General features: G+C 67.2%; 23 protein-coding genes. 16 read left to right on the top strand and 7 right to left on the bottom strand.

Annotated elements, in window-relative coordinates; translation table 11 throughout:
- The coding region (locus ACN5KJ_RS19320) for an Ig-like domain-containing protein (protein WP_418595693.1) at positions 1–974 on the bottom strand (974 nt) is incomplete at its 3' end.
- 196 nt (positions 975–1,170) lie between these two features.
- Between ACN5KJ_RS19320 and ACN5KJ_RS19315 the strand changes: the two genes are divergently transcribed.
- Complete coding sequence (locus ACN5KJ_RS19315) at positions 1,171–1,962, top strand: helix-turn-helix transcriptional regulator (RefSeq protein ID WP_418595691.1); 792 nt, start codon at positions 1,171–1,173, stop codon at positions 1,960–1,962.
- 99 nt (positions 1,963–2,061) lie between these two features.
- On the opposite strand, the gene ACN5KJ_RS19310 is transcribed toward ACN5KJ_RS19315, so the two are convergent.
- On the bottom strand, positions 2,062–2,409 hold the full coding sequence (locus ACN5KJ_RS19310) for an MliC family protein (protein WP_418595689.1): 348 nt from the start codon (positions 2,407–2,409) through the stop codon (positions 2,062–2,064).
- A gap of 193 nt (positions 2,410–2,602) precedes the next feature.
- On the opposite strand from ACN5KJ_RS19310, the gene ACN5KJ_RS19305 reads away from it, so the two are divergent.
- The 9 genes from ACN5KJ_RS19305 to ACN5KJ_RS19265 all read left to right on the top strand — a co-directional run bounded on the left by ACN5KJ_RS19305 (position 2,603) and on the right by ACN5KJ_RS19265 (position 14,931).
- The gene (locus tag ACN5KJ_RS19305; protein ID WP_418595687.1) at positions 2,603–3,961 is read left to right on the top strand and encodes a sigma-54-dependent transcriptional regulator; all 1,359 of its coding nucleotides are present in this window, start codon (positions 2,603–2,605) and stop codon (positions 3,959–3,961) included.
- Position 3,962: 1 nt separating this feature from the next.
- A complete protein-coding gene (locus tag ACN5KJ_RS19300; protein WP_418595685.1) occupies positions 3,963–5,921 on the top strand; it encodes a sensor histidine kinase in 1,959 nt (652 codons plus the stop codon).
- 263 nt (positions 5,922–6,184) lie between these two features.
- Positions 6,185–7,906: an OFA family MFS transporter gene (locus tag ACN5KJ_RS19295; protein WP_418595683.1), complete on the top strand. Its 1,722-nt coding sequence runs from the start codon at positions 6,185–6,187 to the stop codon at positions 7,904–7,906.
- A gap of 108 nt (positions 7,907–8,014) precedes the next feature.
- A complete protein-coding gene (locus ACN5KJ_RS19290; protein WP_418595681.1) occupies positions 8,015–8,920 on the top strand; it encodes a LysR family transcriptional regulator in 906 nt (301 codons plus the stop codon).
- Between the two features lie 100 nt (positions 8,921–9,020).
- Positions 9,021–9,485, top strand: coding sequence for a formate dehydrogenase subunit gamma (locus tag ACN5KJ_RS19285; RefSeq protein ID WP_418595680.1), 465 nt, complete (start codon positions 9,021–9,023; stop codon positions 9,483–9,485).
- Positions 9,485–11,005 (top strand): formate dehydrogenase beta subunit, encoded by a 1,521-nt coding sequence (locus tag ACN5KJ_RS19280; RefSeq protein ID WP_418595695.1) that lies wholly within the window; start codon positions 9,485–9,487, stop codon positions 11,003–11,005. Before ACN5KJ_RS19285 ends, ACN5KJ_RS19280 begins: the two co-directional genes overlap by 1 nt.
- Positions 11,002–13,920: a formate dehydrogenase subunit alpha gene (fdhF, locus tag ACN5KJ_RS19275; protein ID WP_418595678.1), complete on the top strand. Its 2,919-nt coding sequence runs from the start codon at positions 11,002–11,004 to the stop codon at positions 13,918–13,920. Before ACN5KJ_RS19280 ends, fdhF begins: the two co-directional genes overlap by 4 nt.
- Complete coding sequence (gene fdhD / locus ACN5KJ_RS19270; RefSeq protein ID WP_418595676.1) at positions 13,917–14,738, top strand: formate dehydrogenase accessory sulfurtransferase FdhD; 822 nt, start codon at positions 13,917–13,919, stop codon at positions 14,736–14,738. Before fdhF ends, fdhD begins: the two co-directional genes overlap by 4 nt.
- A complete protein-coding gene (locus ACN5KJ_RS19265; RefSeq protein ID WP_418595674.1) occupies positions 14,728–14,931 on the top strand; it encodes a formate dehydrogenase subunit delta in 204 nt (67 codons plus the stop codon). Before fdhD ends, ACN5KJ_RS19265 begins: the two co-directional genes overlap by 11 nt.
- Before the next feature lie 263 nt (positions 14,932–15,194).
- On the opposite strand, the gene hmgA is transcribed toward ACN5KJ_RS19265, so the two are convergent.
- From hmgA to ACN5KJ_RS19245, 4 genes are all read right to left on the bottom strand, one after another.
- The gene (gene hmgA / locus ACN5KJ_RS19260; protein ID WP_229245592.1) at positions 15,195–16,550 is read right to left on the bottom strand and encodes a homogentisate 1,2-dioxygenase; all 1,356 of its coding nucleotides are present in this window, start codon (positions 16,548–16,550) and stop codon (positions 15,195–15,197) included.
- A gap of 363 nt (positions 16,551–16,913) precedes the next feature.
- On the bottom strand, positions 16,914–17,105 hold the full coding sequence (locus ACN5KJ_RS19255) for a DUF2783 domain-containing protein (RefSeq protein WP_418595672.1): 192 nt from the start codon (positions 17,103–17,105) through the stop codon (positions 16,914–16,916).
- Between the two features lie 13 nt (positions 17,106–17,118).
- Complete coding sequence (locus ACN5KJ_RS19250) at positions 17,119–18,741, bottom strand: FAD-dependent oxidoreductase (protein WP_418595670.1); 1,623 nt, start codon at positions 18,739–18,741, stop codon at positions 17,119–17,121.
- A 26-nt stretch (positions 18,742–18,767) separates the two neighbouring features.
- Positions 18,768–19,718 carry an MBL fold metallo-hydrolase gene (locus ACN5KJ_RS19245; protein WP_418595669.1) on the bottom strand — a complete coding sequence of 317 codons (951 nt, stop codon included), beginning with the start codon at positions 19,716–19,718 and terminating at the stop codon, positions 18,768–18,770.
- A 187-nt stretch (positions 19,719–19,905) separates the two neighbouring features.
- Here ACN5KJ_RS19245 and ACN5KJ_RS19240 point away from each other — a divergent pair, with 187 nt between their 5' ends.
- Positions 19,906–20,655, top strand: a complete 750-nt coding sequence (locus tag ACN5KJ_RS19240) for a MarR family winged helix-turn-helix transcriptional regulator (RefSeq protein WP_418595667.1) — start codon at positions 19,906–19,908, stop codon at positions 20,653–20,655.
- A 315-nt stretch (positions 20,656–20,970) separates the two neighbouring features.
- Here ACN5KJ_RS19240 and ACN5KJ_RS19235 read toward each other — a convergent pair whose 3' ends face one another.
- Positions 20,971–21,834, bottom strand: coding sequence for a helix-turn-helix domain-containing protein (locus ACN5KJ_RS19235; protein WP_418595665.1), 864 nt, complete (start codon positions 21,832–21,834; stop codon positions 20,971–20,973).
- Positions 21,835–22,018: 184 nt separating this feature from the next.
- Between ACN5KJ_RS19235 and ACN5KJ_RS19230 the strand changes: the two genes are divergently transcribed.
- From ACN5KJ_RS19230 to ACN5KJ_RS19210, 5 genes are read left to right on the top strand one after another with little or no spacing between them, the layout of a single operon-like run.
- Positions 22,019–23,236 (top strand): amino acid ABC transporter substrate-binding protein, encoded by a 1,218-nt coding sequence (locus ACN5KJ_RS19230; protein ID WP_418595663.1) that lies wholly within the window; start codon positions 22,019–22,021, stop codon positions 23,234–23,236.
- 60 nt (positions 23,237–23,296) lie between these two features.
- Positions 23,297–24,169, top strand: coding sequence for a branched-chain amino acid ABC transporter permease (locus tag ACN5KJ_RS19225; protein WP_418595661.1), 873 nt, complete (start codon positions 23,297–23,299; stop codon positions 24,167–24,169).
- Positions 24,166–25,077: a branched-chain amino acid ABC transporter permease gene (locus tag ACN5KJ_RS19220; protein ID WP_418595660.1), complete on the top strand. Its 912-nt coding sequence runs from the start codon at positions 24,166–24,168 to the stop codon at positions 25,075–25,077. The genes ACN5KJ_RS19225 and ACN5KJ_RS19220 overlap by 4 nt, the downstream gene beginning before the upstream one ends.
- Positions 25,074–25,802, top strand: a complete 729-nt coding sequence (locus ACN5KJ_RS19215) for an ABC transporter ATP-binding protein (RefSeq protein WP_418595658.1) — start codon at positions 25,074–25,076, stop codon at positions 25,800–25,802. Before ACN5KJ_RS19220 ends, ACN5KJ_RS19215 begins: the two co-directional genes overlap by 4 nt.
- Positions 25,795–26,517 (top strand): ABC transporter ATP-binding protein, encoded by a 723-nt coding sequence (locus tag ACN5KJ_RS19210; RefSeq protein WP_347168303.1) that lies wholly within the window; start codon positions 25,795–25,797, stop codon positions 26,515–26,517. The genes ACN5KJ_RS19215 and ACN5KJ_RS19210 overlap by 8 nt, the downstream gene beginning before the upstream one ends.
- Positions 26,518–26,525 lie beyond the last annotated feature (8 nt).

The following is a 26,525-nucleotide window of genomic DNA, read 5'->3' as shown; positions in this document are numbered from 1 at the left end:
TCGTTGACCGGGGTGACGGTGACATTGACGGTGATGGTGTCGGTGCCGCCCTGGCCGTCGTCGACGGTCACGGTGAAGCTGTCGCCGCCGGTGTAATCGGGGTTCGGCGTGTATTCGTAGCTGCCGTCGGGGTTCACGGTGACGGTGCCGTTGGAGGGCCCGCCGTCCAGCGTGAAGGTGAGCGGGTCGCCGTCGACATCCGTGGCGGTGACGGTGCCGCTGACCGGCGTGTCCTCGGGGGTGGTGACGGCGTCGTCCTCACCCACCGGCGGATCGTTGACCGGGGTGACGGTGACATTGACGGTGATGGTGTCGGTGCCGCCCTGGCCGTCGTCGACGGTCACGGTGAAGCTGTCGCCGCCGGTGTAATCGGGGTTCGGCACGTACTCGTAGCTGCCGTCGGGGTTGACGGTGACGGTGCCGTTCGATGGCCCGCCGTCCAGCGTGAAGGTCAGGGGATCGCCGTCATCGTCCTTGGCGGAGACAGTTCCGCTGATCGGGGTGTCTTCGGGCGTGGTCACGGAGGCGTCCTCGCCCGCCGGCGGGGTGTTGGGCGCGGGGGTGTCGGAATCCGGACTGTCATTGCGCGCAACAAGGGCTGCGCCGCCCGCCAGCGCGCCAAGGCCCGCCAGAGCGGCCAGCGGAAGCGGCGGAATCAGCAGGGCATCTTCGATCTCGGCGATATCGAAGCCTTCCCATTCCTCGCCGTATTGCGCCCACCAGGTGACGCCGTTGCCGTCTTCGAACACCAGGTCGTTGCGGCCATCGGCATCCTGGACGAAGAAGCCCTCGATGACCAGGCGGGTGCCATCCTTGAGAACGAGGACCAGGTCGCTGCCGTCCCGATCGAAGCGCAGGACCTGCTCGGGCCCGATCGCCAGCTGGACAACGCTGGGCGCTTCAAGCGCGATTCGGCCCCCTTCGAAAACCTCGGAGGAACCGTTCTGCGCTTTCGGGAAAATTGTCGCTTTCATTATGCTCTCCGCCTCTAAATGCTGCCTGGCCGGCCCGCGAAAAAGCCCCCCCCCTCTGACAAGGAAGAGCCTTTGCGATTATCACTTTGGTGCGATCGTACGTGATCGATCCGCACGTCACCCTGACGTTGAACAGTTGTCCCCTCGGAGCTCAACTGGTAGTTCTGCCAGTCGCGCGACGAGCCGCCGGCACTACATGGTGCGGCGCCTGACGGCAGGCGTGGTATTTTTTTCTGTCCGTATCGTATGGGGTTACAGTGTTATGTTGCCGAAGTTATCAAAGGCGGTCTGCGGTCTTTCAGCGGCTGCAGACATGGCGGAACTTGGGACTGCCATGGCGAGCGCGGCGCAAGAGCTGGGCTTCGTTTCCTTCAACATCACCATCGACAAGCGGCATGCTGTCGAGTTGATGGAAGAGCCGCTGCTGACCACCTGGTCCAGAGAGGATCTGCTTGCCTATTCTAGGGATGACTGGGCCGCAAAGGATCCGCTTTTGCAAAGCGCGGTGCAAAGGGAGACGCCGTTCCTTTGGTCCGCGGAGGGGTGGCGCACCAGCGGCCATTGCGAATATTCCGAGTATCTCGCGCTCAACGGTATCGCGGGGGGCGCAACGGTTCCTCTTGGGGGCGGGCCGGGCAAGCTGGGCGCGATGACGTTTCTGGCCGTCTCGGATGACGCCCTGACCGCCGATAGCCTGCATGCCACGAACGTTCTGGCGCTTTTCGCGCTGGCCCGGGTCCAGGTTCTGCGCGAAGGGATCACCCTGCAAAGCCGCGCGCCCGACCCGCTGCAGTCGTTGTCCAGACGGCAGGTGGATATCCTGCACTGGGTTGCGGAGGGCAAGACGAACCGGGAGATCGCGGTGATCATGGGCAGCACGCTGAGCACGATCAATTACCACCTCGAACAGATCAGGCAGAAGCTGGGCGTGTCCAACCGCACCAGTGCCGCGGCACTCTACAAGGGTGTCGGCGCGCCGAGGGGGTAGGCCGCTCGCGGTAAGAGGCAGCGGCGGACAGGGGAACTGGGCTGCGGTCCGGAGCGACAGGGCCCCCGGGCCCTGCGCCGCGCCTCATCGGCCCCCGTTCTACGGATTGTCTGCGGTGCAGTGCAGCAGGGCGTCGTCCTGCATCACGTCGCCCAGCGTGGCCGTCTCGCCCTTTGTCCACCATTCGTATTGCCCGGACACGTAGCGCGCGCCTGAGGCGGAGACCACGTTGACGAAGATGCGCCGAACACCGTCCACGGGCACCAGCGCCAGCGCGTCGCTGTCCGAGGTGAGATACTGCACGTCGAAGGGCTGCGCCGCGTCGCATGTGTAACCCTGCGTATGCATGGTCATGTCCTCGGACCCGAGGTTCAGCGTAACCGAGACCTCCGCCGATGCGGCAGAGGCGCATGCCAAAGAAATCGCAAGAATTGATCCAAAACGCATAAGGCATCCTCTCGTCCGGTGCGGTGCGTCCCTTTGCGGGCCGCTGCTGGTGGACCCCGACCGTATCGCGCCGTGGGCCGACAGGAAAGGCCACAAGGCGGCTGCGGCGCATCCGTCGCGAAGCGGCTTGAGGTTGACCCGCGGGCATGGTCTCTCTCTGCGCGATGTGCCGCACGCGGTCAGGAGGAGCCAGATGCCCAGTTTGAACGAAGTCGCCGCCGGAGAGGGGCTGGCCGAAGCACGGATTCTGGTTGTCGACGACGAACCGGGCATGCGCCATTTTCTGACCAAGACCCTGCGGCCGCTCTGCGCGGCGGTCGATGAGGCCGAGGATGTGGTCACCGCGACCGAGCGCCTTGGCGCAAGGCACTACGACGTGATGATCCTCGACAACATGATGCCCGGCCAGAAAGGCATCGACTGGCTGGTCAACCAGCAGCGCGAGGGCGGCACGACGGATACGATCCTGATCACCGCCTATGCCGACCTGCAAACCGCCATCGACGCGCTGCGGGCAGGGGCCACCGACTTCGTGCTGAAGCCGTTCCGCTCGAACCAGATCATCAACGCGCTCAGGCGCTGCATCGAGATGGCCCGGTTGCGGCGGGAAAACTGGTTGCTGCGCCGCGAACTGGAAAATGCGCTGCCGGGGCGGCGGCGGCGACGCGAGCTGGTGGGCAACTCTCCGGCCATCGAAACGGTGAAGGCGCTGCTGGACCGGGTGGCGCAGGTTTCGACGCCGGTGCTGATCACCGGCCAGTCGGGAAGCGGCAAGGAGGTGGCGGCGCGGCACCTGCATGCGCGCTCGGCGCGGGCGGGCGGGCCCTTCGTTCCGATCCAGTGCGGCACCATCCCGAACGACATGATCGAGCTGGAGCTGTTCGGCCATGCCGCCGGGGTGGTGCCGGGGGCGGTGGGCAGCCGTGAGGGACTGCTTGCCTCCGCCGGGGGCGGCACGGTCTTCCTGGACGAGGTCAGCGAGCTTGGCCCCGGCGCCCAGCGGGCGCTGTTGCGGGTGCTGGAGGACGGGGTGATCCGCCCGGTCGGGACCGAGCGGGCGGTGCAGCTTGACGTGCGTTTCGTGATGTCGACGACCCGTCCTTTGCGCGCGGCGGTCGAGGCGGGGCGTTTTCGCGAGGATCTGCTGTTTCGGATCAACGTGATCGAGGTCGAGATGGCGCGGCTGAGCGACCGTGGCAATGACGTCTGCGATCTGGCGGAACTCTTCCTGCAGGAGATCGCCGAAACCATGCAGATTTCGCCGCCCGAGCTGACCGCCCCGGTCCGCGCGGCCCTGCTGCGGCACGACTGGCCCGGCAATATCCGCGAGCTGCGCAACTTTATCGAACGTTCGCTGATATTCGGCCGTTTCCAGCTGGAAACGCTTGACGCCGACGAAGAGACCCGGCCGATCACATCGCTGGAGAACCTCGAGCGGCGGGAAATCCTGCGGGCGCTGGACCTGCTGGGCGGCAACCGCAGCGAGGCGGCGCGCCAGCTTGGGATCTCGCGCAAGACCATCGACCGGAAATGCGCCGCCTGGGGCCTGTGATATGCGTTCGCTGTTCACCTCCGTCCGCATGCGGCTTCTGGTGCTTGCGCTCCTGCCGATGCTGGTGCTGTTGCCCCTGCTGCTGGGCGGCGCCGTCTGGCGCTGGTCGGGCAAGGTCGATGCGCTGCTGGTCAACAAGGTCACGGGCGACCTGACGATCGCCGACCAGTACCTGGCCCGGCTCGTCGACCGCTCGGGCGAGCGGGTCGACGCCGTGGCCCGCTCTGCCGTGTTCCGCGACGCGCTGAGCGAGGGCACCACCGAGGCCTTCCTTGACAGCGAGCGGCAGCGGCTGGGGCTGGATTTTCTCTACCTTGCGGCGGGCGAGGGCGCGCCGCTGGGCTTTGCGGCGGCAGACTGGCCGGTGATCGCCGAGGCCATCGAAGGCCGCGCCAGAAGCGCGGTCGACATTTTCAGCGCGCGCGAACTGGATGCCGTGAACCCGGATCTGCCGGGCCGGGCGCAGATCCCGCTGGTGCCCACCCGCGCCGCCGTTCCGACCGACCGGGATGCGGAAACGCGCGGGATGGTGATCCATTCCGCCGCGCCCGCGACTCTGCCCGGCGGCGCGCCGGGGGCGCTGGTCGGGGGCCTGCTGCTGAACAGCAACCTCGATTTCATCGACACCATCAACGCCCTTGTCTACCGCGAACAAAGCCTGCCGCAGGGCTCTCAGGGCACCGCGACGCTGTTTCTGGAGGATGTGCGCGTCTCGACCAACGTGCGCCTGTTCGAAAACGTCCGCGCGCTGGGGACACGGGTTTCGGCAGAGGTGCGCGCGCAGGTGCTGGGCGAGGGCCGCACATGGCTGGACAGCGCCTTTGTCGTCAATGACTGGTATGTCTCGGCCTACGAGCCCATCGTCGACAGCCGGGGCGACCGGGTGGGCATGCTTTACGTCGGGTTCCTAGAGGCGCCCTTCGTGCAGGCCAAGCGCAACTCGATTGCCGCGCTCATCGTGGCCTTCCTGCTGATCGCGGCGCTTTCGGTGCCGGTCTTCCTGCGGTGGGCCGGGCATATCTTCCGGCCACTCGAACACATGACCCGCACCATCGCCCGCGTCGAACAGGGCGACCTTTCGGCCCGCAACGGGACGCGGTCCGAGGCCGGGGAAATCGCCCAGGTCGCGGCGCATCTCGATCACCTGCTGGACCAGCTTCAGGCCCGGGACCGGGCCCTGCGGGACTGGGCGGAAAGCCTTGAAACTCGGGTCGAGCAGCGCACCGCCGACCTGCGCGATGCCAACCGGCGGCTGGAGCGCACGACGGAACGGCTGATCATGTCGGAAAAGCTTGCCGCGGTGGGCGAGATCACCGCCTCGGTCGCGCATGAGATCAACAACCCGGTGGCGGTGATCCAGGGCAACCTGGACCTCGCCCGGAACGAGCTGGGCACCGCCGCCGATCTGGTGCACGAAGAGTTCCGGCTGATCGACGATCAGGTTTACCGGATTGGCGTCATCGTCTCGAAACTGCTGCAATTCGCCCGACCGGAAGAATTCTCGGGCGCCGCAGACGCGCTGGATCCGGGCGAGGTCGTGCGCGATTGCCTCGTGCTGACCCGGCACCAGCTGGAGGGCGCGGGCATCACGCCACAGCTGGCGCTGGAGCCCACGCCGGCGGTGCGGATCTCGCGGACCGAGCTGCAGCAGGTCATCGTCAACCTGCTGCTGAATGCCGCCCACGCCATGCCCGACGGCGGAACGCTGACCATTGCGGTCTCGGGGGCGGGTGATACCGTGCACCTCGTGATACAGGACGAGGGTGTCGGTATGCCGCCAGAGGTGCTGGCCCGCATCTTCGACCCGTTCTACACGACCAAGCTGGCCCGGGGCACCGGGCTTGGCCTGTCGATCAGCCAGCAGCTGGTGTCGCAGGCCGGTGGCCAGATCTCTGCCAGCTCCGAACCCGGAAAGGGCAGCCGCTTCGAGATTTCCCTGCCCGCGGTCGATCCGGCGTGAATGGACAGAATGTCTCAATCCTTGGCGGTTACCCCGCGCGGGCTGGACGGATTGTCCCGATTGCCTGCGATTCAACCCTTGTCCGGAAGACAAGCTGTCCGCTTAAGCGCTTGATAACTATGTAAAAATTTCTTGACAGCAAGCGCCCCTCGGCCTTTGCTCCGGCTGCGGCATGCCAGCGCATGCTGCTCGGGGGGCTGCGAAAAGGAGGTCGCTCTTCCCGGTTGCGCGCCAAGGCAAACCAAACCTAGGGAGGACAATCCATGAGCAACGCAGCTGGCGGGGCGCTGGGGTTTCTGTACAAGAGCCACATCGTCGCCAAACCCGGATACAACCGCTGGCGGGTTCCGCCGGCATCCATCGCCATTCACCTTTGCATCGGGTCGGTCTACGCATGGTCGGTCTTCAACCCGCCGCTGACCCGTGAGCTGGGCGTTGTCGCCTCTTCCGCCGAGGACTGGAGCCTCAGCTCGGTGGTCTGGATCTTCTCGGTCGCCATCGTGTTTCTCGGTCTCGCGGCGGCCTTCGCAGGCAAGTGGCTCGAAGAGGTCGGCCCGCGCATGGTCGGCGTGGTTGCGGCCTTCCTCTGGGGCGGTGGCTTCATCATCGGCTCTTTCGGGATCGCCACGCATCAGCTCTGGATGCTCTACCTCGGCTACGGGGTGCTGGGCGGCTGCGGGCTGGGTCTTGGCTACGTCTCGCCGGTCTCGACCCTGATCCGCTGGTTCCCCGACCGCCGGGGCATGGCCACCGGCATGGCGATCATGGGCTTTGGCGGCGGCGCGATGATCGCCGCGCCGGTCAAGGGCTGGCTGCTCGACATCTTCGAGCGCGCGCCCGAGTACCTTGGCACCTCCGAGGCCGTGCAGACGGTGGTCGACGGCGGCAGGCTCTTTGCCGAAACCGCTGCCGGGCGCGTCGAAGTGGTGATCGCCAACGCCGCACAGGCGGCGGAACTGGGCGGCGCGGCGGGCGTCTACGTTGTCGGCACCGGCAGCACCGGCGCCGCCGGGGTCTTCCTGACGCTGGGGATCGTCTACTTCATCGTGATGATGATCGCCGCCTTCCAGTACCGCGTGCCCGCACCCGACTGGAAGCCCGAGGGCTGGCAGCCCAAGCCCGCCGCAAAAGGCATGGTAAGCGACAACCACGTCCACATCGACCAGGCGCTGAAGACCCCGCAGTTCTGGCAGCTCTGGGTCATGCTCTGCTTCAACGTGACCGCCGGGATCGGCGTGATCGGCGTGGCCAAGACCATGATGACGGAGATTTTCGGCTCGGTCATGCCGCTGGTCGTGACAGCCGCCTTCGCCTCGACCTACGTGCTGATGATCTCGGTCTTCAACATGGTGGGCCGGTTCTTCTGGGCCTCGACCTCGGATTACATCGGGCGCAAGGCGACCTACATGTGCTTCTTCGTGCTGGGCACGCTGCTGTACCTGTCGATCCCCTACTTCGCCAGCGCCGTGGCGACCAATCCGTCGCTGATCTACCTGGTCGGCTTCTACGCCGCGACGATGATCATCTTCTCGATGTATGGCGGCGGCTTCGCCACGATCCCGGCCTACCTGGCCGACATGTTCGGCACCATGCATGTGGGCGGCATCCACGGGCGGCTTCTGACCGCATGGTCCACGGCAGGCGTGCTGGGGCCGCTGGCGATCACCTCGCTGCGCCAGATGTCGGTGACCAGCGCCATCGAGGATCTTGCCGGAAAGGTCGATCCGGCCACCTTTGCCGAGACTTTCGGCGCACCGCTGACGCAGCTTGAACAGCTTGTCGCGGCCAAGACGGTGACCATCGCGCGGCTGATGGAAATCGCGCCCGCTGGCACGATCGACCCGACCCCGTCGCTGTACAACACGACCATGTACTGCATGGCGGCGCTGCTGGTGGTGGCCTTCTTCGCCAACCTCTTCATGCGGCCGGTGAAAGAGCATCACCACCACGACGAGCCCGAGCTTCAGGCGGTTCCCGGCGAGTGATGCACCGCCCGGGGCGCGCCATCGCGGCGGCGCGCCCCGGGCTTGATCGGGCGACGGATCTGCGGCAACTCCTATCGGAACGCCGATTCGGGATCGAAAATACCTATCATGCTCGACAAACTGGAAATGTTCATCGCGCTTGCGCGCGAGCGGCACTTCGGCCGCGCCGCCGAGAGCCTGAACCTCTCGCAACCCACGCTTTCGGCGAATATCAAGCAGCTCGAAGAGATCCTCGGCACGCAACTGGTGTTTCGCGGCTCGCGCTTCGGCGGGCTGACGCCCGAGGGTCAGAGCGCCCTGAGCTGGGCCCGACGGATCGTCGCGGACTCGCGGCAGATGCGCGACGAGCTGCGCGCCAAGCGGCACGGGCTGGCGGGCGAAGTCCGGCTTGCGGTGATCCCCACGGCCCTGACCTGGGCGGCCAACCTCTCGTCCGAATTCAGCAAGACGCATCCGCGCGTGCGCTTCACCATCCTGTCGCGCACCTCGCGCGAAATCCTTGCCATGCTGGAGAACTTCGAGGTGGATGCGGGCATCTCCTACCTCGACAACGAACCGCTGGGCCGGGTCGACACGCTGCCGATCTACCGCGAGGATTACATGGCGGTCTGCGGCACCGGCCATCCGCTGGCGCAGGGCAAGCGCGCCTGCTGGGCCGATCTCGACGGTATCCCGCTGGCGCTGCTGACCCCGGACATGCAGAATCGCCGAATCGTCGACCAGCGTCTTGCCGAGGCCGGCGCGAGGGCGGGCCCCTGCATCGAGTCCAATTCCATCGTCGTCCTCATCGCCAGCGCGCTGGCGGGCAAGTGCGTGGCGATCCTGCCCACCGACATGGCCCGCTTCCTGGCCACTGGCCATGACCTGGTGCTGCTGCCGCTCGACGCGCGCGGGACCGGGCACAGCGTCGGGCTGATCCTGCCGCACCGCGACCCGCGCACGCCGGTGCTGGAGGCGCTCAACCTCAAGGCCGAGGTGCTTGCCCGCGACGGGCAGCGGCTTCCGGGCGCTTGATCGGAAACCCAAATCGCTCCACGGGACAGCTTTATTGATCCACGTCCTCCCGGCATCCGATGGTATGCGAAACGGAGGACGCATAGCCATGCACACAGCCATGCCCGATTCTTTCGCCGAAGAAATCGGCGGGATCATCACCGAGTACGCGCAGCTTGAAGGGCCGCTGCTGCCCATGCTTCACGCGATTCAGGAAGCCTGCGGCTGCGTACCCGCCGAGGCCCATGCCCCGATCTGCGAGGCGCTGAACATCAGCCGCGCCGAGCTGCACGGGGTGATCTCTTTCTACCACGATTTCCGCGATGCCCCCACCGGGCGGCACGTGCTGAAGATCTGCCGCGCCGAAGCCTGCCAGTCGGTCGGTGGCGTGGCGCTGGGTGAGGCGGTGCTGGAAAAGCTGGGCACCGGCTGGGGCGGCACCACCGCCTCCGGCGCGGTGACGGTAGAGCCGGTCTATTGCCTTGGCCTTTGTGCCTGCGGCCCGGCGGCCATGCTCGACGGCAAGGTGATCGGCCGCGCGGACGCGGGCAAGATCGATGCCCTTCTGGCGGAGGCAGGCGCATGATGCATATTCGCGTTCCGATGGACAGCGCCGCCAAGGCGCTGGGGGCTGACGACGTGGTCCGCGCGCTGGAAAGCGCCGCCAGGGCCGCCGGGGTAGAGGTCACCGTGACGCGCACCGGCTCGCGCGGGATGGTCTGGCTGGAGCCGCTGGTCGAGGTCGAGATCGACGGGGTGCGCCACGGCTACGGCCCGGCACTGCCGAGCGATGCCGCCGCGATCCTCGACGGCTCTTCCTCCAAGGCGCTCGGCCCGGTCGAAGAGCTTGACTGGATGAAGCGCCAGACCCGCCTGACCTTCGCCCGCTGCGGCGTGATCGACCCGCTTTCGCTGGCAGAATACGAGGCCCATGGCGGCCTTGTCGGTCTGCGCCGGGCCGCCGCGATGAGCGGGCAGGAGATCGTCGAGGAAGTGAAGGCTTCGGGTCTGCGCGGCCGCGGCGGTGCGGGCTTTCCGACCGGTATCAAGTGGCAGACGGTTCACGATGCGGAAGGCCCGCAGAAGTACATCGTCTGCAACGCCGACGAGGGCGACAGCGGCACCTTTGCCGACCGGATGATCATGGAAGGCGACCCCTTCTCGCTGATCGAGGGCATGGCCATCGCGGGCCTCGGCGTCGGTGCCACGCGCGGCTACGTCTACCTGCGCTCGGAATATCCCGATGCCATCGCGGTGATGCGCCGGGCGGTGGAGCTCGCCCGCGCGGGCGGCGTTCTGGGGGCCGATGTGCTGGGGTCTGGCCAGGCCTTCGACATGGAAATCCGCGAAGGCGCGGGGGCCTATGTCTGCGGCGAGGAAACCTCGCTTCTGAACTCGCTGGAGGGCAAGCGCGGCGTGGTCCGCGCCAAGCCGCCGCTGCCCGCGCTGGAGGGCTTCCTCGGGCGCCCGACGGTGGTGAACAACGTCATCAGCCTGGCCACCGTGCCGGTGATCCTTGAAAAGGGCGCGCAGCATTACGCGGACTTCGGCCTTGGTCGGTCGCGCGGCACGGTCACGCTTCAGATCGCCGGGAACGTGGCGCGCGGCGGATTGTTCGAAACCGCCTTCGGGCTCAGCCTCGGCGAGGCGGTCAACGAGATCGGCGGCGGCACCGCCTCGGGGCGCCCGGTCAAGGCGGTTCAGGTGGGCGGCCCGCTGGGCGCCTATATGCCGGTCGAGAAATTCGACACGCCGCTGGGCTACGAGGAATTCGACGCGGCGGGCGGGCTGATCGGCCACGCCGGTCTGGTGGTCTTCGACGACAGCGCCGACATGCTGGCCATGGCCCGCTTCGCCATGGAATTCTGCGCGGTCGAAAGCTGCGGCAAGTGCACGCCCTGCCGGATCGGCTCGATCCGCGGTGTCGAAACGCTTGACCGCATCGCCGCCGGAGACCCCTCGGCCCTGCCGCTGCTGGAAGATCTCTGCGAGACCATGAAGGACGGCTCGCTCTGCGCCCTCGGCGGCTTCACCCCCTATCCGGTAATGTCGGCGGTCCGCCACTTTGCCGACGATTTCGCGACCTCGAAGGAGGCAGCCCAATGAAAGACTTCATCATCCCGTGGAACGACGCCGACATGGGCACCCCCGCCCGGCAGGGCGCGCCGGTCACCCTGTCCATCGACGGCTTCGCCGTAACCGTGCCCGAGGGCACCTCGGTGATGCGCGCCGCCGCCGAGGCCGGGATTTCCGTGCCCAAGCTCTGCGCCACCGACAGCGTCGAGGCCTTCGGCTCCTGCCGGCTTTGCGTGGTCGAGATCGAGGGGCGGCGCGGCACGCCCGCCTCCTGCACCACGCCGGTGGCCGAGGGCATGGTCGTCAACACCCAGTCCTCCAAGGTCCGCAAGATCCGCAAGGGCGTGATGGAGCTTTACATCTCGGACCACCCGCTTGACTGCCTGACCTGCTCGGCCAACGGTGATTGCGAATTGCAGGACATGGCCGGGGCCGTGGGCCTGCGCGGCATGCGCTACGAGTCGGGCGAAAACCACTACGCCCCCTCGCTGGCCGGAATGCTGTCCAAGGGCGACCGCCGGGCCCGGCAGCCCGAGGGCGAGGCCAACCCGCATTACATCCCGGTCGACGACAGCAACCCCTATTTCACCTACGACCCCTCCAAGTGCATCGTCTGCTCGCGCTGCGTGCGGGCCTGCGAAGAGGTGCAGGGCACCTTCGCGCTGACCATCGAGGGCAGGGGCTTCGACAGCCGGGTTTCGGCGGGCGGTCCGCTGGACAACTTCCTGGCCTCGGACTGCGTCAGCTGCGGCGCCTGCGTGCAGGCCTGCCCGACCGCGACGCTGCAAGAGAAGTCGGTGGCCGAGATGGGCACGCCCGACCGCTCGGTGGTGACGACCTGCGCCTATTGCGGTGTCGGCTGCTCGTTCAAAGCAGAGCTTCAGGGCGACGAACTGGTGCGCATGGTGCCGTGGAAGCACGGCAAGGCCAACCGTGGCCACTCTTGCGTGAAGGGGCGCTTCGCCTATGGCTACACCAGCCACAAGGACCGCATCCTGAACCCGATGATCCGCGACAGCGTCAATGATCCCTGGCAGGAAGTGTCCTGGGAAGAGGCGCTGAGCTTCGCCGCCAAGCGGATGCGCGGGCTGCAGGAGAAATACGGCCAGAAGTCCATCGGCGTCATCACCTCCAGCCGCTGCACCAACGAGGAAACCTTCCTTGTGCAAAAGCTGGCCCGCGCGGTCTTCGGCAACAACAACACCGATACCTGCGCCCGGGTCTGCCACTCGCCCACCGGTTACGGGCTGGGCCAGACCTATGGCACCTCTGCCGGGACGCAGGACTTCGACTCGGTCGAGCAGACCGACGTCGTGGTGGTGATCGGCGCCAACCCGACCGACGGCCACCCGGTCTTCGCCTCGCGGTTGAAGAAGCGGCTGCGCGCGGGGGCCAAGCTGATCGTGATCGATCCGCGCCGCATCGACCTGGTGAAATCGGCCCATATCCAGGCGGCCCACCACCTGCCGCTGAAGCCGGGCACCAACGTCGCCGTGGTTTCCGCGCTGGCGCATGTGATCGTCACCGAAAAGCTCTACGACGAGGCCTTCATCCGCAGCCGCTGCGACTGGGAGGAATTCGCCGAATACGTCGACTTCATCTCGGCCGAACGCCACAGCCCCGAGGCCACCGAGGCGCTGACCGGCGTGCCCGCCGAGACCCTGCGCGCCGCGGCCCGCACCTATGCCGGCGGCGGCAACGGGGCCATCTACTACGGCCTCGGCGTGACCGAGCACAGCCAGGGCTCGACCACCGTCATGGGCATCGCCAACCTCGCCATGCTGACCGGCAACGTCGGCCGTCCCGGCGTGGGGGTGAACCCGTTGCGCGGTCAGAACAACGTGCAGGGCAGCTGCGACATGGGCAGCTTCCCCCACGAGCTGCCGGGCTACCGGCATGTGAAGGGCGCCGAGGTGCGCGATGTGTTCAAGCAGGCCTGGGGCGTCGAGATCGACCCCGAGCCGGGGCTGCGCATCCCCAACATGCTGGACGCCGCCGTGGATGGCACCTTCAAGGGCCTCTACTGCCAGGGCGAGGACATCCTGCAATCGGACCCGGACACCAAGCATGTGGTCGCCGGGCTGGCAGCGATGGAATGCGTCATCGTGCATGACCTCTTCCTGAACGAGACGGCGAACTACGCCCATGTCTTCCTGCCCGGCTCCAGCTTCCTGGAGAAGGACGGCACCTTCACCAATGCCGAACGCCGCATCAACCGCGTGCGCGAGGTGATGAAGCCGCGCAACGGCTATGCCGACTGGGAGGTGACGCAGCTTCTGGCCAATGCCATGGGCGCGGGCTGGCACTACACCCACCCGGCCCAGATCATGGAAGAGATCGCCGCGACAACGCCCAGCTTTGCCGGGGTGGATTATGCCCTGCTCGAAGAGAAGGGCTCGGTGCAATGGCCCTGCAACGAGGCCAATCCCGACGGCACGCCGCTGATGCATGTGGACGGTTTCGTGCGTGGCAAGGGGCGGTTCATGATCACCGAATACGTCGCCACCGACGAAAAGACCGGGCCGCGCTTCCCGCTGCTGCTGACCACCGGGCGCATCCTGTCGCAGTACAACGTCGGCGCGCAGACGCGGCGCACCGCCAACAGCGTCTGGCACGAGGCAGACGTGCTGGAGGTGCACCCGCATGACGCCGAGAACCGGGGCCTGAAGGATGGCGACTGGGTCAAGCTGGCCTCGCGGTCCGGTGAAACCACGCTGCGGGTGAAAATCACCGACCGGGTCAGCCCCGGCGTGGTCTACACCACCTTCCACCACCCCGACACGCAGGCGAACGTGATCACCACCGACTTCTCGGACTGGGCCACCAACTGTCCGGAATACAAGGTGACGGCGGTGCAGGTCAGCCCGTCGAACGGGCCGACCGACTGGCAGGAGGACTATGCCGCGCAGGCCGCCCGCTCGCGGCGCATCGAGGCGGCGGAATGAGCGGTTTGCATGCCTTCACCAGCGCTGCCGGGGCAGCCTATCGGGCGGAGGGCCGCACAGCGGTCCACCGCAACCTGCCCGAAGAGCTGCCGCTGGCGGTGGTCTGCAACGGCTCCAGCTTTGCGGTGATGATGGCCACGCCCGAGGATGTAGAGGACTTCGCACTGGGGTTTCTGTACACCGAAGGGGTGATCGCCGGGCCAGACGAGGTTGAGCGCCTCGAGGTGGTGCGGCATCCGCAGGGTCTGGAGGCGCGGCTCTGGCTGCGCGAGGACCGGGCCGAGGCGCTGGCCGCCCGCCGCCGGGCGATGGCCGGACCGGTGGGCTGCGGGCTGTGCGGGATCGAGAGCCTTGAGGCCGCCGCCCGCGAGGTGCCCGTCGTGCACTCGGACGCGCGTTTCACCGCCGCCGAGGTGGGTAAGGCCACCGAGGCGCTGCGCGCCTGCCAGCCGCTGCACGACCGCACCCGCGCCACCCATGCGGCGGGCTTCCTGCGCCCCGGCGCGGGCATCGTGATGGCGCGCGAGGATGTCGGGCGCCACAATGCGCTCGACAAGCTGATCGGTGCGCTGCTGCGGGCCGGGATCTCGCCCGCCGAGGGCGCCTTCGTCATGACCTCGCGGCTGTCGCTGGAGCTGGTGCAGAAATGCGCCGTCGCCGGGGCGCCCGCGATGATCGCCGTCTCTGCCCCGACCGCCTCGGCCCTGCGGCTTGCCGATGCGGCGGGCATTTCCCTTGTCGCCTTTGCGCGCGGCACGGGTTTCGATATCTACACCCACCCCGACCGCATTGCCGAGGAGGCCTGTCATGTCGCCTGAAAAGATGGTCCACATGGCCAATCAGATCGCCACGTTCTTCAAGACCCAGCCCGGTGCCGAAGCCTCTGACAAGGTGGCCGAGCACATCCGCGACTTCTGGGAACCCCGGATGCGGGCGCAGCTGAGGGGGTATGTGGGGCAGGGGGGAAGCGGCCTCGATCCGGTTGTCCTCAAGGCGTCCGAGCTGATCTGAACGCCGTCATGGCAGGGCTGGGGACAGGCGTCCGCCAGCGGCCCTGTCGCCACTGCCCTGCAACCCCATGCGCGGCGGCAGAGCCTTGCCCCTGCCACCGCCCACCCGGCGCGGCGTCGATCATGGCCCGCGCGGCGGGCTTCCCGTGGCCGACGTCTGGGCGCACGGCCAAGGATCCGGGGACCGGCGCATAGCCGATCCCCTGCCAGACCGGCGCCCTTTCGACCCGGCAAGCGGTCGTCTCGCGCCGGTTGACGCCGGCGTCACTTCAGCCCCGGGGTGCCGTCGAACTTCTTTTCGAGATCGTCCCAGCAGTCGATGTAATCGTCCTGCAACGGCGCTTCTTTTCCGGCGAACTCGGTCAGGTGCTGGGGGAAGCGGGTCTCGAACATGAAGGACATGGTATTGTCCAGCTTTCCGGGCTTCAGCTCGGCGTTCGACGCGCCCTCGAAGGCGTTCTTGTCCGGTCCGTGCGGCAGCATCATGTTGTGCAGCGACATGCCGCCGGGGACGAAGCCCTGCGGCTTGGCATCGTACTGGCCGTAGATGTTGCCCATCAGCTCGGACATGATGTTCTTGTGGTACCACGGCGGGCGGAAGGTGTTTTCCGCAACCATCCAGCGCTCGCGGAACAGCACGAAGTCGATATTGGCGGTGCCGGGGACGCCCGAGGGCGCGGTCAGAACCGTGAAGATCGACGGGTCCGGGTGGTCGAAGAGGATCGCGCCGACGGGGCAGTAGTCGCGCAGGTCGTATTTCACTGGCGCGTAATTGCCATGCCAGGCCACCACGTCCAGCGGCGAATGCCCGATGGCGCAGCGGTGGAACTGCCCGCACCATTTGATCGTGACGGTGCTTGGCGCGTCGCGGTCCTCGAAGGCGGCCACGGGGGCCTTGAAGTCGCGCGGGTTGGCCATGCAGTTGGCGCCGATCGGGCCACGGCCGGGCAGTTCGAACTTCTGGCCGTAGTTCTCGCAGACAAAGCCGCGCGCCGGGCCCTCCAGAACCTCGACCCGATAGACCAGCCCGCGCGGGATCACGGCGATCTCCTTCGGCTCCAGGTCGATGATGCCCAGTTCCGTGGCAAAGCGCAGCCGCCCTTCCTGCGGCACCACCAGCAACTCGCTGTCGGCGCTGAAGAAGTAGTCGTCCGTCATGCTTTCGGTGACCAGGTAGATATGGCTGGCCATGCCCACCTGCGTGTTCACGTCACCGGCGGTGGTCATCGTCCGCATCCCGGTGATCCAGGTCAGCGCCGCGTCGCCATGCGGCACCGGATCCCAGCGATACTGGCCCAGAGAGGTCACGTCCTCGACCACGTTCGGGGCCGATTTCCAATAGGGCACGTCAATGCGTTGATACCGGCTGGAATGCTTGACCGAGGGCCGGATGCGGTAACACCAGGTCCGTTCGTTCTGGTGGCTTGGCGCGGTGAAGGCGGTGCCCGACAGCTGTTCGCCGTAAAGGCCGTAGTTGCATTTCTGCGGGCTGTTCATGCCCTGCGGCAGGGCGCCGGGCAGGGCTTCGGTCTCGAAGTCATTGCCGAACCCCGGCATGTAGCCGGGCGTTGTCGTGCGACCGTCGGCCTGGATCAGACCCCTGGGTTCCATATCGTTCATGACGCGGTGTCCTTTGTGCAGCAATGCCGCGCGCGGGGGCGGTTCTCCGCCGCGCGCGGGGTGGTTCCTCTGGCCCTGTCCGGCCCCTCGGCCTGCGGCCCTGGGGCCTGTGTCGGCGCCTGCGCGGCGCGCGACCGGCCCAGGGCCATCCCCGATCCGACCCCGCCCATGCGCCTGACCGTGGCGGCCTGCCCGCCGCCCGGGGCGGCGGTATCGGCGGAGGGCACGCGGCCCCCGGCCATGGTCCGGCAGCGATCCCCCGTCGGCCCCTGAGCATAGCACGCGAGGGCCTCACTGGCATCCTTGCCGCGCCTGGCACCGTGGTTGACCGTCCCGATCGTCACGCGCGCTCTCCGGGGGCTTTCAGCGCTCTGCGGCGAGGGCCAGGGCCTCGTCCAGCACCTCTGCGTCACCGATATGGTTGGCCAGGATCAGGACCAGCCGGGCATTGATCGCGTCGCATTCCGCCTTGGTCTTGCCCTCGTGCACGGCAAGCAACCTTGCGTAGAAATCGTCCGGGTTCGCGATGTTCGGGTCGAGGGTCAGCTTGGCCATCTCGGGTCTCCTCTCAGGCGCGTCCGGTTGCGGTGTCGACGGCCCTGCGCAGGGCGGCGGCGTCGTAGCGGTCCCAGCGCGCGGCGATATGCTGGTCCGGGCGTATCAGGTAGACGGCGGATGTGGCCCCGCCCAGATAGCGCTGCGCCAGCTCCGGGTTGTCCCGGGCCGAAAGCGCGAGCCGGGTGACGGTGATTCCGTCCACGTCAAGGCTGTCCGGGGCGTCGGCGTCGATGGTCAGCAGCTGGAACGCACCGCCGAACAGCCCCAGAAGCCAGCCGTGGCCCAGCGGGGCATCGACCATCGGCGCGCCGACGCGGGTGCGTTCGGGTCCGCCATCCAGCGCATCCGGTCCGTTCAGGGACAACCCGTCGTAGACACAGGGCACCGACAGGCGACCGGAATTGACAAGCGGGCGGGCAAAGGCGGCCTTTCCGGCCAGCGTCAGAACCGCATCGCGGAAAACCTTGCTGATCTCGGATTTCGGGGTGATGAAATCGGTCGACCGGGTCGAGTTCAGGATGTTTTCATCGGCGCCATGGACCCGTTCCTCGGAATAGCTGTCCAGCAGCGTCTGCGGCGCCTTCCCGGTGATCACCAGCCCCAGCTTCCAGCCAAGGTTGTCGGCATCCTGCATCCCGGAATTGGCCCCCCGCGCGCCGAAGGGCGAGACCTGATGCGCCGCGTCCCCGGCAAAGAAGAGCCGCCCGTGGCGAAAACGCTCCATGCGCTTGCACTGGAAGGTGTAGATCGAGGACCACACCATGTCATAGTCGACCTCCGGGCCGAGGAAGGCGTTCAGGCGGCGGCGGACATTCTGCTCTTTCATCTCTTCCTTGCGGTCCACGTCCCAGCCGATCTGGAAGTCGACGCGCCAGACATCGTCGGGTTGCTTGTGCAGCAGGACCGAGGCGCCCTGACCGTGGCTGGGTTCGAACCAGAACCACCGTTCGGTCGGGAACTTCATGTCGCCCTTCAGCCTGATATCGGCGATCAGAAAGCTGTCCTGAAAGACCTTCCCGGTAAAGCCGTATCCCAGCATGGTGCGCAGCGGCGAGTTTGCACCGTCGCAGGCCACCACCCAATCGGCCTCTATCCTGTAGGGGCCGTCCGGCGTCATCACGTCCAGACCGACGTGATCCTCCTTGACCTCGATCGCGTCCACGCGGGTCTTGCCGCGCAGCTGGATCGGCGCGCCCTCGGCCTGCAGGGCCCGCAGCCTTTCGATCATGAAGCCTTCGAAATAGGGCTGCTGAAGGTTGATGAAGGCCGGGTACTTGTGGCCCTGTTCCGGCAACAGGTTGAACTCGAACACCTTGTCGTCGCGATGGAAGACCTTGCCGAGGTTCCAGACCACGCCCTTTTCCAGCATCGGCGCGCCGCAGCCGTAGCGGTCGGCGATTTCAAGGCAGCGCTTGGCGAAACAGATCGCCCGGCTGCCGGTGCCGATCCCCTCGTGGTCGTCCAGCACCAGCACCGGAATGCCCTGCTGGCCAAGGTCGAGCGCGGTGGCAAGGCCAACCGGCCCGCCGCCGACCACCACCACGGGATGGCGGACGGCCTCGGCCCTGTCCTGATCGGTCGAGCGCTCGTAGGGATAGACCTTGTGAGCGACTGTATACCTGTCTGCGAACATCTTTCGGCCCCCTCCCCAAAGCGCCCTCAGCCCTGCAGGGCCTCCCACATCTCCAGATCCCGTTGCGCGGTCCAGATGCGCGGGGTGTCGATGCCCCGGGCCTCATCGAAGGCGCGCGCGACGTTGAAGGGCAGGCAATGCTCGTAGATCGCGTAGTCGCTGAACTTGGGGTCGCAGCTTTCGCGGACCGCGTCCCATGCGTCTTTCAGCGTGCCGCCCCGCGCGGCGACCTGTCTGGCCGGGCGGTAGGTGCTTTCGACAAAATCCCGGGTGTTTTCCAGCGCCGCGTCGACCATCTCGCGCCCGACAAGCGCGTCGCCGCGTCCCGGGGCGATGAACTGGGGGTCGTAGGCCTTGACCGCGTCCAGCGTCTTGCCCCAATCCTCGAAATGGCCGTCGCCGCAATAGCAGGCCGAGTGGTATTCGACGATGTCGCCGGTGAACATGGTCTGCGCGTCGGGCACCCAGATCACGCTGTCGCCCGCCGTATGGGCCCGGCCAATCTGCTTGATCTCGACCTTGCGGTTGCCAAGGTAGACGGTCATCGAGTCCGAAAACGTGGTCGTCGGCCAGGTCAGGCCGGGAATGCTCTCGTGGCCCTCGAAAAGCCGGGGGAACCGCTGAAATTCGCTGTCCCAGTCCTCTTGCCCACGCTCGACCACCATGGCGCGGGCCTTGTCGGACATGATGATCTGATTGGCCCCGAAGGCCGAGGCGCCCAGCACCCGGACGGCGTGGTAATGGGTCAGCACAACATGGCTGATCGGCTTGTCGGTGACCGAGCGGACGCAATCGATGACCTTGTTGGCCAGCCGGGGCGTGGCCTGAGCCTCGACGATCATGACGCTGTCGTCACCGATGATGACACCCGAGTTCGGATCGCCCTCGGCGGTGAAGGCATAAAGCCCCTCGCCAATCTCGGAGAACGAGATCTGTTTCTCGCCGGTGTCGCCCTGCGACGCGAATGCCTTTGCCATGTTCGTTCCTTCCGTGGTTCCGTCAGCGTCGCCTCGGGGGCGGCGCATTGCGCCCGCGCGCAGCGGCGACGGGCGTGTTGGTAAGCGGGCCGGTCCCCGATCCCCGGCGCGACCGGGGCAGCTTGGCATAGCCCCGGATATCTGCCGCTGCGCCAATCAGCGCGGCGCCCGTCGCAGCCGAGGCGTCTTGCCCTGCAGCGATGCCGAGACCGGGGTTTCCTGCGACGCGTTCAATTGTCAGGCCGCCACGGTCTTTGCGGCGCTTGATCGTCCTGACAGTCCCGATGGCCACGTTCCGCCTTCCATCATCCTGAATGCATCCCTGTTTGCGGCGCAACCCCCGCAACGAGGCAGCAGAGTCATTGCGCGCGAAACGATTTGGTTTATCATTGCGGATGCAACGAAAGTCAAGATCATTTCGAGCGCAACGAAGTGGGTGCCAGAAGATATGCCGTCACAGTTCCACCTTTCCGCCTTCCTGCCCTACCGGCTTTCCGTGCTGTCGGACCGTGTCAGCCGCCGCCTGTCGGTCGAGTACGAACGAACCCACGGCCTTTCGGTCGCGGAATGGCGGGTGCTGGTGCATCTGGCCCGATGCGGCAGCGTTTCGGTGCGCGACATCCACAACTGCGTGAACCTCGAAAAACCCAGGGTCAGCCGGGCGGTCAGCCGGCTGGAGCAGAACGGTCTGGTGCGGAAGGCCCCGGGCAAGGGCGATGGACGGCTGGTCGCGATTTCCCTGACGCCCGCCGGGCAGGCGGTGCTGGCCGACATCATCCCCGCCGCGAAATCGGTCGAAGCCAGCATTTGCGACGCGGTCGACCCGGCAGACCTGAGAACCTTCTTCCGGGTCATGGAGCAGATGCACGCGGCCCTTGATGCGGATGCCGCCGCCAGACCGCGGTCGCGGATGGATGTCGACGGCCTCGATACCTGATCCACCCGCGCGGCTTTCGCTTCGGATCGGCCAGCCCGCCGGCGCAGGCGCCACCTGGCCGAGGCCGCCCTTGCCGGACATGCACGGCATCGGCGCCCGATCCTCTCGGCGCCGCCGCAGAGCCGCGGACCCCGGGCGCGGCGGACAGCGGTGTGCGGATCTGCGCCTGCAAGAGCCGCAGGTTCCCGGCGCAGAGGGGCTGGTCCAAAATCGCCATTGCGCCGAATGCTCCTGGGCACAGGGGCCGCATTCTCGGCCAGGCGCGCCTTGCGTCAGCGGTCCGCCGGGCATTTGCCTCGGCGCCCCTGTGCCGCTTTATGGCCAGGCTGCGAAGGACTGTGGCTCGATGCTGTTCTTGCGGCGGAAGGATCTGCGGAAGGCACCGGGGTTCTGACCCGTCTCCCGCCTGAAAAACCGCGTGAAATAGGCCGGATCGCTGTATCCGAGACGGAAGGCGATCTGGGAAACCGGCATCCCGGTGTTGGCCAGCAGCTCCATCGCGTCCCGCACCAGCAGCCGGTGCAGATAGGCGCGCGGGGAAAGGCCCGTTGCACGCTTGACCGCCGACCCAAGCCGGTTTCGGCTGACCTGAAGGTCGCGGGCATAGGCGTCGACGGACAGATGATCGCGGACGCGCCGCGCGGCCATCAGGACAAAGCGCTCCGACAGGCCCTGCGGTGCGCCGCCAAGGTGGACGAGATCCCTGCGCGCCAGCCTCCAGAGTTGCAGCAACAGCAGGGCAAGGTAGTTGGCGGCGGCGATATCGGCGCCGGGTTCGTCGGCCTGGCGTTCCCGCATGAACCCGGTCAACAGCTCTTCCATGTGTTCGGGAAGCTCCGGCGACAGGTTCAGATCCTGAGACAGGGTGCGCTGCATCTGCGCGCCGATCGGCGTCACGGGAAGGACCTGCCTGAGGGTCGCCTCCGGGATCGTGACCAGGGTGCCGCGCGCCCCGATTTCGGCCGTCAACTCGTGCTTTTCATCGTCGGTCCACCACAGCAGGCGCGGACCCGTGCGCATGTCTTCGGCATTGCGCAGGCGCACGGTGCCGTACTCCAGCCACAACAGGTGCGAAGCCCGCGGCGGCAGGGTGAAGGCAATGCGCGACAGGGGGCTGCGGATCTGGTGCAGCCCGGTGGTTGGTCGGCGCGTGGCGATGGGTCTGTGGGGGATCGGCATGGTGCCGCGATGCTGGGCCGAAACAGTCCGAATAGCAAGCACCAGTGCAAGAGATCGCCCCGCCAGTGCATTTAAGTCGGTGCTGTTGGGGGGCTAGGATGTCTTTCGACCTCGATGAGCCGCGTCAGACGGCTGTATCGGCGGAGAACGGGCCGGCGGAGGACTGGCCGAAAGGGAGGCAATAATGATCGGTATTTCGCGGCGCGCATCCCTGCGCGCACTTTCTCTCGGCGTGACGTCCGTGGCGGCACTGGCGGCCGGGATCGCCATGGCGCAGGACGACACGGTGACCATCGGCTATGCGGTGGCACGGACCGGGCCGAATGCGACCGGCGCCGGGATCACGACGATCCCGAATTACGAGCTCTGGGTCGATACGGTGAACAAGGCCGGCGGGCTCAAGATGCCCGATGGATCCCGGAAGATGATCGAAGTGGTCGAATACGACAACCGCTCGGCCAACGAGGACCTGGTGCGCGCCATCGAACGGCTGGCCTCGCAGGACGAGGTCGACCTGATCCTGCCGCCCTGGGGCACCGGCCCCAACCTGGCGATCGCGCCGCTGATGGCGCGTTTCGGCTACCCGCAGCTTGCGGTGTCCGCGGTGACCGACAAGGCACCGGACTTTGCCGCACGCTGGGACCGGAGCTTCTGGATGCTGGGCGGCGGGCATGACTACGCCGCCGGGCTGGTCGAGGTGCTGACAACGGCACGCGACGCAGGCCAGATCAACGACAAGGTCGCGGTCGTCTCGGTCGCCGACGGGTTCGGCATCGATCTGATCAAGGGCGCGCGCCCGGCCTTCGAGGCGGCCGGTTTCGAGCTGGTCTATGACGCGACCTACCCGCTGGGCACCTCGGATTTCGCCGCGATCATGAGCGAGGCGCAGAATTCCGGCGCCGACAGCTTCATAGCGTTTTCCTACCCGCCGGGGTCCTTCGGGATGACCAAGACGGCGCAGACGATGGGCTACAATCCGAAGGTCTTCTACATCTCGGTCGGCGGCGCGTTCCCGATCTATCCGGGCGTCGCGGACGGCAAGGCCGAGGGCGTCATGGCCATCGGCGGCGTGGATGCGGACAGCCCGGCGATCCAGGCGTATTTCGAGCGCCACGCCGCCTTCGTCGGCAACCCGCCGGACAGCTGGGCCTCGGCCATCACCTATGCCTCGCTCGAAATGCTGGAGCAGGCGGTCGAGCGTGTCGGGCTCGATCACGAGGCCCTGGCCGGAGAGCTTTCCACCGGCACCTTCGACACCGTGGTGGGTGACGTGACGCTGGAGGACAACCAGCTGCGCGACCTCTGGTGGGTCGGGCAGTGGCAGGGCGGGGCCTTCCGCGCCGTGAACCCCGCCGACAAGCAGGGCGCCGCCGCGCCCATCGTGCCCAAGCCCGAATGGTAATGCGCTGGCCCGCACCCTACCCCGGTGCGGGCCGCACCTGAAACGCCTCAAGGGTTTCCGATGCTTACGACCACCCTCATTCTCGGCCTCGTGCTGGGCGGCACCTACGCGCTGCTTGCCCTGGGGCTGACCCTGCAATACGGCATCGCCCGGATCATGAACCTGGCATATGGCGAGCTGACGCTGGTCGCGGCCTTCGTGGTCGTCTTCCTGTTTCTCGGGATGGGTCTGTCGCCGTTGCTCGCGCTTCCGCTGGTGGCGGCGGGCGGCTACGGGGCAGGGTGGCTGCTGTACCAGGTGATGATGCGCCCGCTGGTGGCGCGGTCGGGCGGCGGCGGGCGGCTCGAGGTCGATAGCATCCTTGCCACCTTCGGCCTGCTGTTCCTGATACAGGGCGTGCTGCTGCTAGTCTTCGGTGCGAATTTCACCTCGATCTCCTACCTCGACCGGGGGGTTTCCGTGCTGGGCGTCTCGGTGGCGCTGAACCGGCTGATCGCCTTCGGCATCTGCGTCGCCGTCGGGGCCGCGCTGGTGGTGGCGCTCAGGACCACCCGCTGGGGGCTGATCATGCGCGCCGTCGCGTTGACGCCGGGATCGGCGCCGCTGGTCGGCATCGACGTGAATCGCGTGGCACGGCAGGGCTTCGCGCTGGGGGCGGCGCTGGCGGCGGTCGCGGGGGCGTCGATCTCGATGTACCAGACGTTTTCCGCCACCGCCGGGGTCGTCTTCACCATGAAGGCGCTGGTGATCGTCATCATGGGCGGCGTCGGCAATGTGCGGGGTGCGCTGGTCGCGGGCTTCGGCCTGGGCCTGATCGAGACCTTCGTGGCGACCGCCATCGACCCGGGCCTGACGCTGGCTGCGACCTACGGCATCTTCCTGCTCGTGCTGCTGTGGCGTCCGCAGGGCCTGTTCGGAGCGCCCGGCCGATGATGCGACTTGTCCTGCCCCTCATCGGCCTGGTGCTGCTGGCGATCCTGCCGCATGTCGTCTCTGACTACGGGCTGGGCCTGCTGATCGGGGCCGCCACCTATGTCACGCTGGCCTCGGCCTGGGCGCTGTTTTCGGGCCATACCCACTATATCTCGCTGGCCACCGTCGCCTTCTACGGCACCGGCTCCTATACCGTGGCGGTGCTGAGCGAGGTGCTGCCCTATCCGGTCGTCCTGCTTTGCGCCGCCCTGATCGGCGGGGCGCTTGCGCTGGTCGTCGGCCTGTCCACGCTGCGGCTTCGGGGCGTCTACTTCGTGATCTTCAGCTTCGGCCTGGCCGAACTCATCCGCCAGTTGATCACCTGGTACGAGGTCAATGTCACCGGGACCCTCGGGCGCTACATCTTCCTCGAGATCAGCACGCAACAGATCTACTGGCAGATGCTGGCGCTTGGCGCCGTCACCATCGCGCTGACCGCCTGGATCATGCGCTCGCGGTTGGGCCTCGCCCTGCGTGTCATCGGCGACGACGAGACGGTGGCCGCCCATTCCGGCATCAACCTGGCGCGGGTCAAGCTGCTGGCCTTCGTCGCCTCGTCGGTCATCCTGACGCTGGCCGGGGCGATCACCTCGCCGCGCTATGTCTACGTAGAGCCCGCGATCGTCTTCAACCCGGCAGTCAGCTTCCTGACGGTCATCATGGCCCTGCTGGGCGGGGCGAACCGGCTCTGGGGGCCAGCACTCGGCGCGGTGCCGCTGTTCCTGGTCTTCGAGTTCCTGTCCGCGAACTTCCCCGACAGCTACCCGATCTTCCTGGGGCTGCTCTTCATCGGCGTCGTCTTCGTCGTGCCCAACGGCCTCATCGCGGCGGGCGAGCGGCTGGTGCGCCACAAGGGGACACGGGTATGAGCTTCCTGGACATAAACCGCGCGGTGAAGCAGTTCGGCGGCCTTCGGGCGGTGGACGAGGTCTCGTTCTCGCTGAAACGCGGCGAGATCGTCGGACTGCTGGGGCCGAACGGCTCGGGCAAGACGACGCTGATCAACCTTGTATCGGGCGCTTTGCCGACCACCTCCGGCGAAATCCGGCTGGACGGGCAACGGCTGACCGGGCTGTCCCGCGACCGCATCGCCCGGGCCGGCGTGGCGCGGACCTTCCAGCTGGTGCGGACCCTGCCGTCGCTCAGCCTGATGGAAAACGTGATGATCACCGCGGTCTTCGGCCGCAGGGCCCACTGGGGCGCCGAGGCCCGCCGCGTCGCGGAAGAGGCCTTGCAGATGGTGGGCCTCGCCGGGCGGGCCGGTGCGGTGGCAGGCGATCTGACCTACATCGACCAGAAGCGGCTGGAACTGGCCCGCGCGCTGGCGGCCGAGCCCGAGATCCTGTTGCTGGACGAATGGCTGGCCGGTCTCAACCCGACCGAACTGGCCGAGGGCGTCGCCCTGATCCGCCGCCTGCACGAGGGCGGGCTGACCATCCTGATGGTCGAGCACATCATCGATGCGGTCCGGGCGCTGTGCCCGCGCGTGGTGGTGATGAACTCCGGCAGGCTGATCGCGGACGAGGCAACCGAAACCGCGCTGTCCGATCCCGCGGTGATCGCCGCCTACCTGGGAGGAGAGGTCGATGCTTGAGGTCAGGGATCTGACCATCGCCTACGGCAAGCACGTCGCGCTGGACGGCGCCTCGCTGACGGTCGAACAGGGTCGCATGGTCGCCATCCTCGGCGCGAACGGGGCGGGCAAGTCCTCCCTGCTGGGTGCCATCGGCGGGCGGGTGCGGCCAAGGTCGGGTGACATTCTCTACCGTGGCCGCTCTGTGCTGTCGCTGCCCGCGCACCGGCTAGTCGACGAGGGCATCGCGCTGGTGCCCGAGGGGCGGGGCATCTTTCCCGCGCTTTCGGTTGCAGAGAACCTGGCGCTTGGCGCGATCCCGGCGCGCGCCCGGGCCACCGCCCCGGACCGCTTGGCCGAGGTGCTGACGCTCTTTCCTAAACTGGCCGAGCGCCGCAACCAGATCGCGGGCACCATGTCCGGGGGAGAGCAGCAGATGGTCGCCATCGGTCGCGCGCTGATGTCGAACCCCGACCTGCTGCTGCTGGACGAGCCCTCGCTGGGCCTTGCCCCCATCGTCACGAAAGAGGTCTTTGCCGCGCTGTCGCGCATTCGGGCCACCGGGCTCACGATCCTCATCGTCGAGCAGAACGCCCGCGCCACGCTTGAACTGGCCGATTTCGCCTATCTCGTGGAGGTCGGTCGGATATCCGGCTCCGGCCCCGCCCAACAGATCAAGTCCGATCCCGCCGTCATCCGCGCCTTCCTGGGTGGCGCGCTGGCCGAGGCCCGCTGACAGGAGAA

The organism is Ponticoccus sp. (in: a-proteobacteria), from assembly GCF_048381735.1.
Note: the sequence above shows the minus strand (reverse complement) of the source record. Positions and strands in the feature narration are given on the sequence as shown.

Bases quoted from the DNA above. Each gene is read 5' to 3' on its own strand.
- ACN5KJ_RS19315 (WP_418595691.1), top strand. From the start codon at position 1,171: ATGGTGCGGCGCCTGACGGCAGGCGTGGTATTTTTTTCTGTCCGTATC.
- ACN5KJ_RS19215 (WP_418595658.1), top strand. From the start codon at position 25,074: ATGAGCTTCCTGGACATAAACCGCGCGGTGAAGCAGTTCGGCGGCCTT.
- ACN5KJ_RS19210 (WP_347168303.1), top strand. From the start codon at position 25,795: ATGCTTGAGGTCAGGGATCTGACCATCGCCTACGGCAAGCACGTCGCG.
- ACN5KJ_RS19230 (WP_418595663.1), top strand. From the start codon at position 22,019: ATGATCGGTATTTCGCGGCGCGCATCCCTGCGCGCACTTTCTCTCGGC.
- ACN5KJ_RS19285 (WP_418595680.1), top strand. From the start codon at position 9,021: ATGCCCGATTCTTTCGCCGAAGAAATCGGCGGGATCATCACCGAGTAC.
- ACN5KJ_RS19245 (WP_418595669.1), bottom strand. From the start codon at position 19,718: ATGGCAAAGGCATTCGCGTCGCAGGGCGACACCGGCGAGAAACAGATC.
- ACN5KJ_RS19280 (WP_418595695.1), top strand. From the start codon at position 9,485: ATGCATATTCGCGTTCCGATGGACAGCGCCGCCAAGGCGCTGGGGGCT.
- ACN5KJ_RS19250 (WP_418595670.1), bottom strand. From the start codon at position 18,741: ATGTTCGCAGACAGGTATACAGTCGCTCACAAGGTCTATCCCTACGAG.
- hmgA (WP_229245592.1), bottom strand. From the start codon at position 16,550: ATGAACGATATGGAACCCAGGGGTCTGATCCAGGCCGACGGTCGCACG.
- ACN5KJ_RS19310 (WP_418595689.1), bottom strand. From the start codon at position 2,409: ATGCGTTTTGGATCAATTCTTGCGATTTCTTTGGCATGCGCCTCTGCC.
- ACN5KJ_RS19255 (WP_418595672.1), bottom strand. From the start codon at position 17,105: ATGGCCAAGCTGACCCTCGACCCGAACATCGCGAACCCGGACGATTTC.
- ACN5KJ_RS19225 (WP_418595661.1), top strand. From the start codon at position 23,297: ATGCTTACGACCACCCTCATTCTCGGCCTCGTGCTGGGCGGCACCTAC.
- ACN5KJ_RS19305 (WP_418595687.1), top strand. From the start codon at position 2,603: ATGCCCAGTTTGAACGAAGTCGCCGCCGGAGAGGGGCTGGCCGAAGCA.
- fdhF (WP_418595678.1), top strand. From the start codon at position 11,002: ATGAAAGACTTCATCATCCCGTGGAACGACGCCGACATGGGCACCCCC.
- ACN5KJ_RS19290 (WP_418595681.1), top strand. From the start codon at position 8,015: ATGCTCGACAAACTGGAAATGTTCATCGCGCTTGCGCGCGAGCGGCAC.
- ACN5KJ_RS19235 (WP_418595665.1), bottom strand. From the start codon at position 21,834: ATGCCGATCCCCCACAGACCCATCGCCACGCGCCGACCAACCACCGGG.
- fdhD (WP_418595676.1), top strand. From the start codon at position 13,917: ATGAGCGGTTTGCATGCCTTCACCAGCGCTGCCGGGGCAGCCTATCGG.
- ACN5KJ_RS19295 (WP_418595683.1), top strand. From the start codon at position 6,185: ATGAGCAACGCAGCTGGCGGGGCGCTGGGGTTTCTGTACAAGAGCCAC.
- ACN5KJ_RS19265 (WP_418595674.1), top strand. From the start codon at position 14,728: ATGTCGCCTGAAAAGATGGTCCACATGGCCAATCAGATCGCCACGTTC.
- ACN5KJ_RS19300 (WP_418595685.1), top strand. From the start codon at position 3,963: ATGCGTTCGCTGTTCACCTCCGTCCGCATGCGGCTTCTGGTGCTTGCG.
- ACN5KJ_RS19220 (WP_418595660.1), top strand. From the start codon at position 24,166: ATGATGCGACTTGTCCTGCCCCTCATCGGCCTGGTGCTGCTGGCGATC.